Origin of the sequence: Niallia sp. FSL R7-0271 (assembly GCF_038005785.1) — a bacterium.
In the GTDB taxonomy this organism is placed as follows: Bacteria; Bacillota; Bacilli; order Bacillales; family Cytobacillaceae; genus Niallia.
In genome coordinates this window covers 3722327-3735203 of record NZ_JBBOTZ010000001.1, presented here as the reverse complement: position 1 = coordinate 3735203, position 12877 = coordinate 3722327, and the positions used below count along the sequence as shown (strand labels likewise).

Sequence of the window (12877 nt, the reverse complement as noted above, 5' to 3'; positions counted from 1 at the left end):
CTAATTCAACTAAATTAATCAAATGGTGTTTCACTAATTTCCAATGCTACAGCAAGCTTGCCTGTAAAATCGAGTCCTGCCAAAAGGAGACGTCCTTTATCATCTACTTCATAATGAGTGATTCCCTCTGCATAAACCCAGCCAATTTCTGTCTTAAGACCAATTCGATATGGTCCATTGCCTGTGATTTTACCATATTCATAAGCAAGCTTTGCGTTGCGAATATAGGCGCCGGAATTAAAGAAGGATTCGTCATTATGGTTTGCGTAGGCGCCGTTTGTTGTTTCTAAATGAATATAAACTTCCTTTTTAGCCTTCTCATTAATTTGCTCTTGTACCTTGTCAGCTTGAATGAAATCCATGCTATCCCTCCTTCGGCTTTACTTTACAGCTGCGCCGTTTCTTTGGTTGCGGTATGCACCATGCATTGTTGGGCCGACATATTCATTCAGCTTGAAGCCGTTGCTGATTGCAGCAGTGATGAAATCCTTAGCTACCTGTACAGCTTCTTCAACTGGTTTGCCCTTTGCAAGTTCTGCTGTGATAGCAGCAGAGTTTGTGCATCCTGCTCCATGAGTATAAGTTGTGTCCACAAGATCACTTTCTAGTACAGTGAAGTCTTTTCCGTCATAAAGAACATCTATTGCTTTGTCATGATTCAATTTGCTGCCGCCTTTAATCAGCACATATTTTGGTCCTAATGCGTGGATTTTTACAGCAGCTTCCTTCATGTCATCTACTGTTTTAATCGGTTTATCGGTTTTTGCCAGTTGCCAAGCTTCGAACAGATTAGGTGTTACAACAGTAGCTCTTGGAACAAGCAATTCTCTAAGAGCATCCGCTGTTTCTGGATGAAGCACTTCATCTTCCCCTTTGCAGACCATAACAGGATCGATAACAACATGCTTGATTTTATTTTCATCAATTACCCTTGCAGCTTCTTCAATAATTTCAACAGAACCAAGCATTCCTGTTTTCATAGCGTCAATTCCGACAGAGAGAATTGTTTCTAATTGAGATTTAACGGTGTCAATATCTTGCGGAAAAACATTATGATGCCAGTGGTTTTTTGGATCCATTGTAACAATTGTTGTCAGTGCAGTCATTCCGTAGACACCAAGTTCCTGGAATGTTTTTAAATCGGCTTGGATGCCTGCACCTCCACTTGAGTCAGATCCAGCCAAAGTTAATACTTTTTTCATTGTATAAGCCCCCCTATGTAATCATCGAAGATGTTTCTAATCCAAATAGATAGATGGAATTATTGTAGTTCATTTTAAGCTAATGATACTACTAATTGTTTTTTTTTTCATTAAGTTAGCATTAATAAGTCTATCTTTTAAGATGCCACTGAAATTATAAGTGTATGCGAATTCCTAAAAAAGGCTTTTTCGATTCGTTTAATAATTGAAATAATCACGAAAGTTCGGTTTAATTAAAACTAAAAGAATCAGTATAAGGGAGAAGGCTATGAACTATCGTATTGTACATGAACCTATTGTTGTTCAGGAAGCAATTGATCTTGTAATAAGCAGAAATGCAGGAGCTGTTACAACCTTTATTGGAACGGTCAGAGAAATGACTGGAAACAAAAAGACGATGAGGCTTTGCTATGAAGCATATGAACCAATGGCCAGAAAAAAGCTGGAACAGATAGGACTTGAGATAAAAGCAAAATGGCAGAATGCAGAGGTTGCGATTTTTCACCGAATCGGTGAGCTTGACATAACAGATATTGCAGTAGTAATAGCAGTATCGACGCCTCACAGAAATGATGCTTATGAGGCAAACCGCTATGCAATTGAGAGAATTAAAGAAATAGTGCCTATCTGGAAAAAGGAGTATTGGGAAGACGGGGAAGAATGGATAGGCAACCAGAAGCAGACAAAAGCCTATCCAAGCGGCAAGCCGGAAGGAGTGGATACATATGAATAAGCTGCTGTTTTTTGCAAGATTAAAGGATATTGTAAACGCTGACCAACTAGAGCTCGATATGGTAGGTAAAACGGTGAAGGAAGTAAAGGCAGAGCTAGCGCAGCAGTATAGTGATCTTCCGTTGGAATCAGTGATGACGGCGATTAATGAAGAGTTTGCCTTCGATGATGACATCATCGAAGAGAATGATGTGATTGCCTTTATTCCACCTGTGAGCGGGGGATGAAGCAAATGAAGGACAATCGTTATTCGAGGCAGGTGCTGTTTCCCCAGATAGGAGCTGCCGGTCAGGAGAAGCTTCAAAAAAAGCAGGTGCTTATTGTCGGAGCTGGCGCACTTGGTTCCAGTTCTGCGGAAATGCTTGTGAGAGCTGGTGTCGGCAAGGTGACAATCATCGACCGGGATTATGTGGAATTCTCAAACCTCCAGCGTCAGCAGCTGTATACAGAAGAGGATGCTACTAGCCGTGTGCCGAAAGCAATTGCAGCTGAAAAAAGACTGAAAGAGATCAATTCCTCTGCTGCTGTCACTGGTGTTGTTGCAGAGGCAACGAAGGAATTACTAGAACAATATTTGATAGATGCTGATGTCCTAATCGATGCCACAGATAATTTTGAAACAAGAATGCTTTTAAATGATTTAGCCGTTTATCATCATATTCCATGGATATACGGTGCATGTGTAGGGAGTTCAGGAATGAGTTTTACTATAATTCCTGAGGAAACTCCATGTCTTAATTGTTTGCTTCAGAAGCTGCCTGTACAAGGCATGACTTGTGATACAGTCGGAATCATTGCACCTGCTGTCCAGATGGTCGTGACGCACCAAGTTACGGAGGCGCTGAAAATCCTTATTGAAGACAGACAGGCTTTAAGGGGAAGCTTTTTACACTTTGATTTATGGTCGAATGCATACTCCAGCATGAAGGTAAGCCGTGCCAAAAACCCAGCCTGCCAAACATGCGGAACGGAGCGGTCTTATCCATATTTAAAAGGGGAAAACAAGACAAAAACAGCTGTGCTGTGCGGAAGAGAAACGGTCCAAATAAGGCCTTCCCATGCAAAGAAGCTCTCATTAATAAAGCTGGCTGACAGTTTAAAGAAGAACGGCTATAAAGTAATGGTCCATCCATTTTTGCTTACTGTTGAACTGGAACAAAACAGGCTGGTCCTCTTTGAAGATGGGAGAGCCCTTGTGCATGACACAAAGGATGTTACGTATGCTAAATCTCTATATGACAAGCTGCTTGGATAAAAAAAGTCAGCCCGTTAAACATTGGGCTGACTTTATTAATTATTGCTGGTGTCCGACGATTACTAATTTTCCTGTGTCCAGCACTTCTTCGTATTTCTCCGCTTCCATTTCTGTTAATCCTACGGATTGCATTTTAGAACGAAGCTCGTCTCCTCTTTTTCTGAAGACATTTCCAATTGTGTCCATTAAGCCTTGTTCCTTCATGCTGACATCACCAGTTTCAGTGGCCGCAGTCAAATCTTCTGAGCGATCTTTGTCGTGGGCGAAAATATAGATATTTTCCTTTGTATACCCTTGATTTTCTAATTGTGTAATCACATTAGTTGCTTGTACACCATTTTCCACTACTTCTACTTTATACATATCTAATTCCTCCTTAGAATTTGTATAGAGCTTCTGTCGCTCTCTCTATCTACTATTTATCCGATTTTACTAATAGTGAAACATAAAATTTTGTTTCCACTAAACTGGAAAAATGATACAAACGTGAAATGCACCACTTTCGACAAATTTCCCTATATAATAAAAAGTACATAAGCTATTAATAAAGGGGAGAAGGAATGAAGAGAAAAGACTGGAAGCAGAGCCGAAGAGAGCAAGCGGCAGCAGTAATGGAAGCAGAGCAGCGTTCTTACCTGCCAAAACTAGGGATTTTCAATCGAACAAAACGGGGGATAAAAAGAGCCTTTTTTATGGTTGTCCTCTTACTTGTTTTGGTAGCAATTATTATAGCATGTTGGAAAATGGCAATGGCAGATGAACCTGCCATAAAGGAAGGCAGGTTTGTTGAGCAGATGAAGGATCTATCCTCATTAGCTACCTCGCAAGCATTTGTGAAGGTTATTCTGGAAAAAGAGGATAATGAAATCTTTGGAAAAGAAATCAGTACAGATATTCCTGGAACAAAACGGAAAATTCTTCTTGTTGTCCCTGGGTCTGTTACTGCTGGTGTAAATCTGGAGGAAATAGAATCGGACCGGATAGCAGTTGACGAAGAGAAAAAAGAGATTAGCCTCAAGCTTCCTCATGCAGAAATTTTGCAAGAGCCGTCGATAGACTTTGATCAAGTAGAGACATATTCTATTTCTGGTTTATTTAGAGGAGATGTAGATTGGGAAGAAGGTTATCAGCTTGCCAATGAGGCTAAAGAGGAAATCAAGAAGGAAGCAGAGTCACAAGGTTTATTGGAAAAGGCAGAAGCAAATGCCGAAAAGACTATAAAAGAGTTTTATTCACAGCTTGGATACAGTGTAAAGATAGAATATACAGAAGGTTAAAGGATGATTATTATGTTGGATTTAATTAATAATGACTGGCAGCAGCTCTTAGAGCGTGAACGGCAGAAAGAGTATTTTACTAGCTTGGAAGAATTCCTGAAAGAGGAATACAGTCAGTATACGGTTTATCCTGCAAAGGAAGATATATTCAATAGTTTAAAATACACTCCACTAAAGGAAGTGAAGGTAGTCTTCTTAGGGCAGGACCCTTATCACGGACCGGGGCAGGCGCATGGGTTAAGCTTTTCTGTTAAGCCTGGTGTAAAGCTTCCGCCTTCCTTAAAGAATATTTTTAAAGAGCTGAAAGAGGATGTCGGCTGTGAAATTCCTGATAATGGTTATTTAAAAGGCTGGGCAACACAAGGTGTGCTTATGTTGAATACAGTTTTGACAGTCAGACAAGGTCAGGCTAATTCCCATAAAGGAAAAGGATGGGAATTGTTTACGAATGAAGTAATTTTAGAGCTGAACAGAAGGCAGGAGCCAGTTATTTTTGTGTTGTGGGGTAAGCCTGCACAGGAAAAGATGAAGCTCATTGATACAGACAAGCATCGAATTATTACATCAAGTCATCCTAGCCCTTTATCAGCATATAGAGGTTTTTTCGGAAGCAAACCTTTTTCCAAAATAAATGCCATTTTAGAAGAGTTAGGCACAAATCCAATAAATTGGTGTGCAGATGATTGTTTTGGCAAGGAGTAATATAATAAAATAAGAAGTGGACTATTGCTAGTCCGCTTTTTTGACGAGGAGAAAAAGATGACAGAGCAAAAAAGGATAGATTGTTTTAAGTGCAAGCATTTTTATATTACTTGGGACTCTAGATTCCCAAAGGGGTGTAAAGCCTTTGAATTTAAAGGCAGAGCACTTCCGTCTATTGAAGTGAAGAGGGCATCCGGACAAGATTGTCTCCGCTTCACTCACAAATAAACGCGGCAGCAAAAGAAGGAAGGATTAAAACTATGAACATTTCTGTCCAAAAATTATTGGCAAAGATAGAAGATCAGCTGAAGGAAGCAAAAGCAAGCGGCAGCGAGGCGACTATTCGCGAAAGGGTTTATGCGATAAAATCATTATGTGAGCTGTGTTTGGAACAAGAAAGCACGTATCGTTCAAGTGAAACATACAGCCAGCCTGTATACCAGCCAAGCATTGCTCAGCCTGCCCCTGTTCCGGTTCAGCAGCTGCAGCCAGTGCAGCCAGTGCAAACACCTAAATTGGATACTGATGAAGGAAATGGCGACTCTTTATTTGATTTCTAAGGAAACGAGGAGAATAATATGAAAATGTTTATTATCATTGGAGCAATCAGCGCCATGCTATCTGTGGCTATTGGTGCTTTCGGATCACATGGTCTTGAAGGGAGGATCCCTGAAAAATACTTGGAAATTTGGAAAACAGGTGTGCAATATCAAATGTTCCATAGTACAGGCCTTCTTATTATTGGTATTCTTATGAGTAAATTTCCAGAAAACACTCTTTTGACTTGGGCTGGATGGCTGATGGTTGCAGGAATTATTTTCTTTGCAGGCAGCCTTTACGTATTAGCACTTACTCAAGTAGGAATATTGGGAGCTATTACTCCAATTGGTGGAGTGGCGTTTATTGCTGCTTGGCTACTCATTGTAATCGCAGCAGTTAAACATCTGTAAAGCTCTAAAAGCCGCCCACTGGGCGGCTTTTCGTTTTGATTATTTATCTTGGCGGGTACGAAGTTAAGTTTGGAGCACCTGTGACATACGGATATTCATACTCAATTTCTTCGTCAAATGTTACATAATCAAGGTAAATCATTGGAATCAGATAGCGCTGTCCTGTTTGTGGATCACTTAAAATAAGGTGATCACGTCCAGCTGCTTCAATAAGACCTTTAAAAATCTTTGCATTCCATTCACGGTTATTTTCAAATGTAGTGTAAACAGTGGCAAGCTTACCTTTGTTTAACCGTAAAATATTCTCTATATAAGAAGCTTCTAAAGGAAGCTGGCCTGGCAGGGAAGGTGCTGTCTGCTGAGCATTGCTTTGCGGCTGTATGTACGGCGCCTGTGTGCCATATCCAGGTTGTGGTGCTGTACCAAAAAGCTGTCCGGGTGCTGCTCCTTGACTGCCAGGCAATGCTTGACCTTGCTGCCCTGTTCCATAGCCTTGTGGGAAACCATAACCTTGGTTTCGCCCGTCTTGATAAGGGTAATAATTAGACTGACTCATTTTCATCCCTCCATCTTTTAAACAAAACATTTTTATTGCAAACATTCATTCATTGCATTTTTAAAAAGCTGGGCTGCTTGCTCACTATTCCATCCTATGAGGGGAAGAAAGAAGTTATTCCTAGGGGACTGAAAAATTAATAAGTGAAAAAACCCCACCATTAAAATAGTGGGGTTCTAAAAACGTATTAAACTTCCAGGAATGCAGGTATATCTGACAAGATATTGCCGACAAAGAAAGAACCGAATTCGCCGTAGCGGGCACTTACTTCATCAAAGCGCATTTCATATACTAATTTTTTGAATTGGAGAACATCATCTGAGAATAATGTAACGCCCCATTCATAGTCATCAAAGCCGACAGATCCTGTGATGATTTGTTTCACTTTGCCGGCATATTGACGCCCGATCATTCCGTGGCTTCTCATTAAGCTTTTGCGGTCGTCCATCGGCAGCATGTACCAGTTATCATTGCCTTGGCGGCGCTTGTCCATTGGATAGAAGCAGACATATTTTGATTCAGGTAGAATCGGATATAGTCTAGCTTTTACATGCGGGTTTTCATAAGGATCTTCATCAGAATTAGATGGAAGATAGTTGCTCAATTCTACTACAGAAACATAGGAATGAGCAGGTACAGTAAATTCTGCTAGCTTCGTTTTGTTGAATTCTGTTTCGATTTGCTGTAATTCTTCCATTGTTGGGCGCAAAATCATCATCATGAAATCTGCTTTTTGGCCTACAATATTATAAACAGCATGGCTACCTTGTTTATTTGTTTGAACAGCATTCCATTTTTCTAGCAATCCTAGGAATTCATTAATGGCTGCTTGTCTCTCTTCACTTGGAACCATCTTCCAAGTAGTCCAATCCATTGTCCGGAAATCATGAAGGCAATACCAGCCATCAAGTGTTTTTGCTGCTTCGCTCATTGCTACCACTCCTTGATAATAATTCTCATATAGGTTTACTATAACATAGTTTCTCCATAAAAGTTGTGAATAAAACTTGAACAAAATAAAGCATAAAACGAACCTAGTAAAAATCATGTGCATGTTAGAACATGATTAGGGAAAAATATAACGGGTAGTTATGCTATAACAGGATATAGCTTATCTGGCGCCGTTTAGAACAGATTTTAGGTGTTACAACAGGAATTGGCGCTTAATTTTAAAATATCGGTATAATTCCTTGAATTTTTAGCAAGGAAGAGTATCCTATAATATGTATACATAAAGGAGGAATTCGTTAATGAGTGACCTATTTACAGGCTTGAAAGAAAAAGTAAAAGGCCAAAACCTTAAAATTGTTTTTCCAGAAGGACTGGATGAAAGAATATTAAAAGCTGCTGGCCGTCTGGCAGAAGAGAATATATTAACACCAATCTTAATCGGAGATTTGGAAGAAGTTCAAACGAAAGCAGAGAACTTAGGTGTTTCTTTACAAAATGCTGAAATCTATGATCCGAAAAGCTATGCACAATTCGATGCATTAGTAGCTTCTTTTGTGGAAAGAAGAAAAGGGAAAGCAACAGAAGAGGATGCTCGCAAAGCGCTTCTTGATGAAAACTACTTCGGCACAATGCTTGTTTATGCTAACCAGGCAGATGGCTTGGTAAGCGGTGCGATTCACTCAACTGCTGATACTGTACGCCCTGCATTGCAAATCATTAAAACAAAAGAAGGCGTAAAGAAAACTTCTGGCGTTTTCATCATGGTTCGTGAAGATGAGAAATATGTATTTGCAGACTGTGCAATCAATATCAATCCAGATAGTTCCGACCTTGCTGAAATTGCAGTAGAAAGTGCAAAAACAGCAAGAATGTTCGATGTTGACCCACGTGTTGCTATGTTGAGCTTCTCTACTAAAGGTTCTGCAAAATCGCCAGAAACAGAAAAAGTGGAAGGTGCACTTGCTGAAGCGAAACTTAAGGATCCTCTATTAGTAATCGATGGGGAGTTCCAATTTGATGCTGCATTCGTTCCATCTGTTGCGAAGCAAAAAGCTCCTGATTCACCAATTCAAGGTGATGCAAATGTATTTGTATTCCCAAGCTTAGAAGCAGGAAATATCGGTTATAAAATTGCGCAAAGACTTGGTAATTTTGAGGCAGTAGGTCCAATCCTTCAAGGATTAAACCGTCCTGTTAATGACCTTTCTCGCGGATGTAATGAAGAAGATGTGTACAAGCTTGCATTAATTACTGCAGCTCAAAGCATCAGCCATTAATCCTCCTAAAAACTATTCATCTTTTAGTTAAGTTCTGCTGAAGATGAATAGTTTTTTCTTTTATTTATTTGCTATATAATAATATGGCGCTATTGATTCAGGAAAACCTGTAACACTAGCATGACTTTTCCTTATGAAGGAGCTTGGCAATAATGGAAAACAACAGTTTGTTAAAGCAAAAGAAATGGAGAATCATTGACCAGTCGAGCACCGGTTTACATGTTTCCCCATTGCATTCCTTTGGAATGGATGATACGCTATGCGCTTCTGTCGGCGGAGGTTTGGCGCCAGCAACAGCGCGCACTTGGGTGCATGGCAAGTCAGTCATATTAGGAATTCAAGATACGAAGCTGCCTTATTTAAAGGATGCGCTTGCCTATTTAGAAAAAGAGGGATTCCAATATATCGTCAGAAATTCAGGCGGATTGGCAGTTGTTCTGGATGAAGGGGTATTAAACATTTCCCTTATCTTGCCTGAGCAGGAAAAGGGGATAGATATTAACAGCGGCTATGATACGATGTGGGAGCTTATTAAATATATGTTCTCTGATTTTCATAAAAACATTGAAGCAAAGGAAATCGTAGGATCCTATTGCCCTGGCAGCTATGATTTAAGCATAGACGGTAAAAAATTCGCAGGAATTTCCCAAAGAAGAATGAGAAGCGGAGTTGCTGTTCAAATCTATCTTTGTGTTTCTGGAAGCGGTCAAAAACGAGCAGAAGCTATAGAAGAGTTTTATGCTATTGGAAAAAACGGCGAAGAAACAAAGTTTGCTTATCCAGACATAGTGCCTGAAGTGATGGCCTCATTATCCGAATTGCTCGGAGTCGAGCTCACAGTTGATCAAGTGCTGACAAAGCTGCTTTATTCCTTAAAGGATCATGCAGAGTTTTTGTTTGCTGACCAGCTGCAAGGAGAAGAGATACCTTTATTTGATTCTTACTATGAGCGTGTAATCGAGCGCAACGAAAAGTTCCTGGGTCCGTTCAGATAAGAAAAGAGGATTATAGATGGATAGTAGGCGCTATTTAACGCTTTTATCGATCTATAATCCTCTTTTATGGTTAACGAGAATGGTTGCCAAACCAGCACTTAAGTCCTGTGACTAGAAGGGTGTGCACGAATAGCTATTCAGCAAGCTTTTCTAAATTTCCGTTTCGATCCATCTTAAACTTTGTTGCCGGACGCTCATCTTCTTCTAAAACGACTAGCTTCCTAGCTCTGTTCATTATTTTAAGCAATGTTTCATAATCTTCCTGAATAGTTTCTGAGTTGCTTTCCAGCTTGTCCAATTTTCCTTCTAATTCTTGATTGCGGCTCTTCAGCATGGCCATTTCCCTTTTTAATCTTTCATTCTCATTTTTTAGCACTTCTACTTGAAGCTGAGAATTACGGAAATTTTGTAAATAGGCAATGACTGTGTCAAAATCCAAAGAATTAGTGTTGGCACTAGGGCTCTTATAGATGCTTGTTGTTTCCTGTGGAGCAGCAAGCAGCATTTGTTCTGGAACACTTTCCTGATAAACTGGAGCAGCCTCTTCTTCCTCTTCTATATTTTGAATCTCAAATGAGGAAAATTCCATGCTTGTGGAGACTGTTAAAGCTTCCAAATCGTCTGCAGAAGGCACTGGTGGAGAATACAAAAGCTTCTTTTTTCCACCTTGGTCTTTGCCGAGGATTCTTTGCCGCTGTTTACGCTGCTTTTTTGCTAATTGCAGTGCTTTCTCGTATTGGTGGCGAACAACTGCGTTCCAGCGGAAGCCGCATGCTGCTGATGTGCGATTGAGCTTATCCCCAACTTCTTCAAAAGCATTTAATTGTGTGCTTCCTTCTCTGACATGGCGCAAAACTGTTTCTGCCAGCAATAAATCATTTTCTTCTGACCAAGCATCTTGGCGTATCTTCATATCACTCAACTCCCGATTTGTTTCGATAAATAAGTATTTCTAGTTACATCATTGCCACCATGGCGCTTATTTATACAAACGAAATACAAGGATAGTAGATTTTTTTATAGAGCGAAAGAATACCGTTATCTTGTGGAACCAGCTTTTTCTACTGAACTTTCATTCTGGATAAAAAATGCTGTTACCAGTGCTGCGATGCTTGTAATGAACCCATAAAGGAAAAGATGATGAATTCCTGTCATAAACACAGCCTGACTTGTAAGAAGTGCGCCCATGATAGTAACACCAATGGATGTACCCATATTTCGGCAGAACATAAAGAAAGAGGTGGAAATCCCTTTTTCATGCGGGCCTACTAATGCTTGAGAGCCGATTACCCCGACGGTTGAAAGCAAACCAAATGCTAAACCTTGTATGAGCATGATGATGAATGTATACACAAATCCATGGGTCTCATTGAGGAGCACAAGCATTATACCTGATAAAACGAGAAGTCCGTTGCCGATGATTAGTAGAATGCGATAGCCGTATTTTAGTATCCATTTACCGGCAGGCACTGATACAAGCATCCAGCCAACTGCTACACCTAATAACGCAATTCCGCTCAGAAAAGGAGAAAGTCCGGCGACATCCTGAAGAAAGAGGGGAATATAGCTTGACGTGCCGAACAATGCCAATGTCCCAATAAATCCATTAATATAAATCCAGAAAATTGTCTTTTTCTTAAAGATGGACAGCGGAACAATCGGAGATGTTTGTCTTTTTTCATATAGATAAAAACAAATCAACAGAATGATGCCGGCTAATCCATACAAAACTTGGCCTTTTTCCACTAATGTGATTAACAGCAGGAAAGTGATTGCTGCACCAAACAAAATGGCACCAATATAATCGACACTTGCCTTTTTCGGCTGATAGTCTTCCTTATATGGCAATAAGGTTAAAAATGCAACGATACAAACAGGCAAGTTGATAAAGAATATCCATCTCCATGTTAAAAACTCTACAAATAATGAGCCGAGTAGGGGAGCAAGGATGGCAGATAAGCCCCACATTGCTGTGAACAACGCTTGGATTTTTCCTCTCTTTTCAATGGGAAACAAGTCACCAGCAATAATAGCGGGAAATGGCATCATAAAGCCTGCACCCATCCCTTGAAGAGCTCTGAAAAGGATAAGCTGGACCATATCGCCTGCAATGCCGCACAATAAAGAGCCAGCCAAAAATAACAGTATCCCGAAACCAAAGACCTTTTTTCTTCCAAATATATCTGAAAGTCTCCCTGCAATAGGAGAAAGGATAGTGCTTGTGATCATATAGGATGCAAAGGACCATGCATATAAATCAAATCGCCCTAGTTCTTTTGCAATGATAGGCATTGTCGTATTCATAATCGTTGTATCAATAGAAGCAACGAGCATGGCTAGGACGATACTTACCATGACTAATGTTCTGCTTTTTGTCATATTTACTCCTCCTTAAATTCAGATGAATTATACAATAATTTCCCTGGGAAACATAGATGTATGCTCAGAAGCTTTAAACTAGGAATAGAGCGGTTTCGAGACAAGCCTATTCTGTATTTTTGTTGCCTAAAAGGAGCCTTTTTTCGAGCTGTTTTGACAATAGTTTGCATCTTGCATTGATTTGGAAGAAGGGGTAAAATACCATATAGCAATATAACGAACTTATGAATATCTTTACTAGATTAAAGAATGTTTGAGATAGAAAGGGTTGTCATGATGGCAAACGAATTTAGAGTTTGCGACGATTGTCAGGCAGTTAACTTAAAAACACTGATACCGCGTCTGAAGCAAATAGATCCTGAGGCAAAGATAGAGATTGGCTGTCAATCCTATTGCGGACCAGGTCGCAAGAAAACCTTTGCATTTGTTAATAATCGTCCGCTTGCAGCATTAACAGAAGAGGAATTAATGGATAAAGTAAATAATAAGCTAAAGAAATAATCTTATAACAGCTTAACTGAAAAGAGGAGTTTCTAAAAAGTGTAACATCAGCTTGAGAGGCAAAGCCTGCATGCAGATAACCTTTTTAAACAGAAATCCC

At 39.9% G+C, this 12877-nt stretch carries 17 protein-coding genes; 10 read left to right on the top strand and 7 right to left on the bottom strand.

The genetic code is table 11. The features are described from left to right. Positions 1 to 14: 14 nt before the first annotated feature. Complete coding sequence (locus MKX82_RS19090) at positions 15 to 362, bottom strand: YojF family protein (protein ID WP_233315970.1); 348 nt, start codon at positions 360 to 362, stop codon at positions 15 to 17. An 18-nt stretch (positions 363 to 380) separates the two neighbouring features. Then, positions 381 to 1202, bottom strand: coding sequence for a pyridoxine/pyridoxal/pyridoxamine kinase (pdxK, locus tag MKX82_RS19085; RefSeq protein ID WP_341079146.1), 822 nt, complete (start codon positions 1200 to 1202; stop codon positions 381 to 383). A 268-nt stretch (positions 1203 to 1470) separates the two neighbouring features. Between pdxK and MKX82_RS19080 the strand changes: the two genes are divergently transcribed. The 3 genes from MKX82_RS19080 to MKX82_RS19070 are packed head-to-tail and all read left to right on the top strand — an operon-like array spanning position 1471 to position 3189. Beyond that, on the top strand, positions 1471 to 1935 hold the full coding sequence (locus tag MKX82_RS19080; protein WP_233315968.1) for a molybdenum cofactor biosynthesis protein MoaE: 465 nt from the start codon (positions 1471 to 1473) through the stop codon (positions 1933 to 1935). Further along, positions 1928 to 2161 carry a molybdopterin converting factor subunit 1 gene (moaD, locus tag MKX82_RS19075; RefSeq protein ID WP_341079144.1) on the top strand — a complete coding sequence of 78 codons (234 nt, stop codon included), beginning with the start codon at positions 1928 to 1930 and terminating at the stop codon, positions 2159 to 2161. The genes MKX82_RS19080 and moaD overlap by 8 nt, the downstream gene beginning before the upstream one ends. Positions 2162 to 2166: 5 nt before the next feature. Then, positions 2167 to 3189: a ThiF family adenylyltransferase gene (locus MKX82_RS19070; RefSeq protein WP_341079141.1), complete on the top strand. Its 1023-nt coding sequence runs from the start codon at positions 2167 to 2169 to the stop codon at positions 3187 to 3189. A gap of 39 nt (positions 3190 to 3228) precedes the next feature. Here the strand turns inward: MKX82_RS19070 and MKX82_RS19065 are convergent, their stop codons facing one another. Beyond that, positions 3229 to 3552 (bottom strand): general stress protein, encoded by a 324-nt coding sequence (locus MKX82_RS19065; protein ID WP_233315965.1) that lies wholly within the window; start codon positions 3550 to 3552, stop codon positions 3229 to 3231. A 197-nt stretch (positions 3553 to 3749) separates the two neighbouring features. Here MKX82_RS19065 and MKX82_RS19060 point away from each other — a divergent pair, with 197 nt between their 5' ends. The 4 genes from MKX82_RS19060 to MKX82_RS19045 all read left to right on the top strand — a co-directional run bounded on the left by MKX82_RS19060 (position 3750) and on the right by MKX82_RS19045 (position 6118). Then, entirely contained in the window at positions 3750 to 4466 is a 717-nt protein-coding gene (locus tag MKX82_RS19060; protein ID WP_341079139.1) for a DUF4230 domain-containing protein, read from the top strand. A 12-nt stretch (positions 4467 to 4478) separates the two neighbouring features. After that, positions 4479 to 5168, top strand: a complete 690-nt coding sequence (locus MKX82_RS19055) for a uracil-DNA glycosylase (protein ID WP_341079601.1) — start codon at positions 4479 to 4481, stop codon at positions 5166 to 5168. Between the two features lie 260 nt (positions 5169 to 5428). Next, positions 5429 to 5728 carry a YwdI family protein gene (locus MKX82_RS19050; protein ID WP_233315963.1) on the top strand — a complete coding sequence of 100 codons (300 nt, stop codon included), beginning with the start codon at positions 5429 to 5431 and terminating at the stop codon, positions 5726 to 5728. Positions 5729 to 5746: 18 nt separating this feature from the next. Continuing rightward, entirely contained in the window at positions 5747 to 6118 is a 372-nt protein-coding gene (locus MKX82_RS19045; RefSeq protein WP_233315962.1) for a DUF423 domain-containing protein, read from the top strand. Positions 6119 to 6161: 43 nt separating this feature from the next. Here the strand turns inward: MKX82_RS19045 and gerQ are convergent, their stop codons facing one another. Then, positions 6162 to 6674: a spore coat protein GerQ gene (gerQ, locus tag MKX82_RS19040; protein ID WP_233315961.1), complete on the bottom strand. Its 513-nt coding sequence runs from the start codon at positions 6672 to 6674 to the stop codon at positions 6162 to 6164. A gap of 187 nt (positions 6675 to 6861) precedes the next feature. Next, positions 6862 to 7605, bottom strand: coding sequence for a hydrogen peroxide-dependent heme synthase (hemQ, locus tag MKX82_RS19035; RefSeq protein WP_233315960.1), 744 nt, complete (start codon positions 7603 to 7605; stop codon positions 6862 to 6864). A gap of 319 nt (positions 7606 to 7924) precedes the next feature. Between hemQ and pta the strand changes: the two genes are divergently transcribed. Together pta and MKX82_RS19025 are read left to right on the top strand one after the other, a co-directional pair. After that, positions 7925 to 8902, top strand: coding sequence for a phosphate acetyltransferase (gene pta, locus MKX82_RS19030; RefSeq protein ID WP_233315959.1), 978 nt, complete (start codon positions 7925 to 7927; stop codon positions 8900 to 8902). A 149-nt stretch (positions 8903 to 9051) separates the two neighbouring features. Next, a complete protein-coding gene (locus tag MKX82_RS19025; RefSeq protein WP_341079599.1) occupies positions 9052 to 9897 on the top strand; it encodes a lipoate--protein ligase family protein in 846 nt (281 codons plus the stop codon). 133 nt (positions 9898 to 10030) lie between these two features. Here MKX82_RS19025 and MKX82_RS19020 read toward each other — a convergent pair whose 3' ends face one another. Continuing rightward, the gene (locus MKX82_RS19020) at positions 10031 to 10810 is read right to left on the bottom strand and encodes an RsfA family transcriptional regulator (RefSeq protein WP_341079132.1); all 780 of its coding nucleotides are present in this window, start codon (positions 10808 to 10810) and stop codon (positions 10031 to 10033) included. 125 nt (positions 10811 to 10935) lie between these two features. Then, a complete protein-coding gene (locus tag MKX82_RS19015; protein WP_237942070.1) occupies positions 10936 to 12276 on the bottom strand; it encodes an MFS transporter in 1341 nt (446 codons plus the stop codon). A 276-nt stretch (positions 12277 to 12552) separates the two neighbouring features. Here MKX82_RS19015 and MKX82_RS19010 point away from each other — a divergent pair, with 276 nt between their 5' ends. Beyond that, entirely contained in the window at positions 12553 to 12777 is a 225-nt protein-coding gene (locus tag MKX82_RS19010) for a DUF1450 domain-containing protein (RefSeq protein WP_233316152.1), read from the top strand. Positions 12778 to 12877 lie beyond the last annotated feature (100 nt).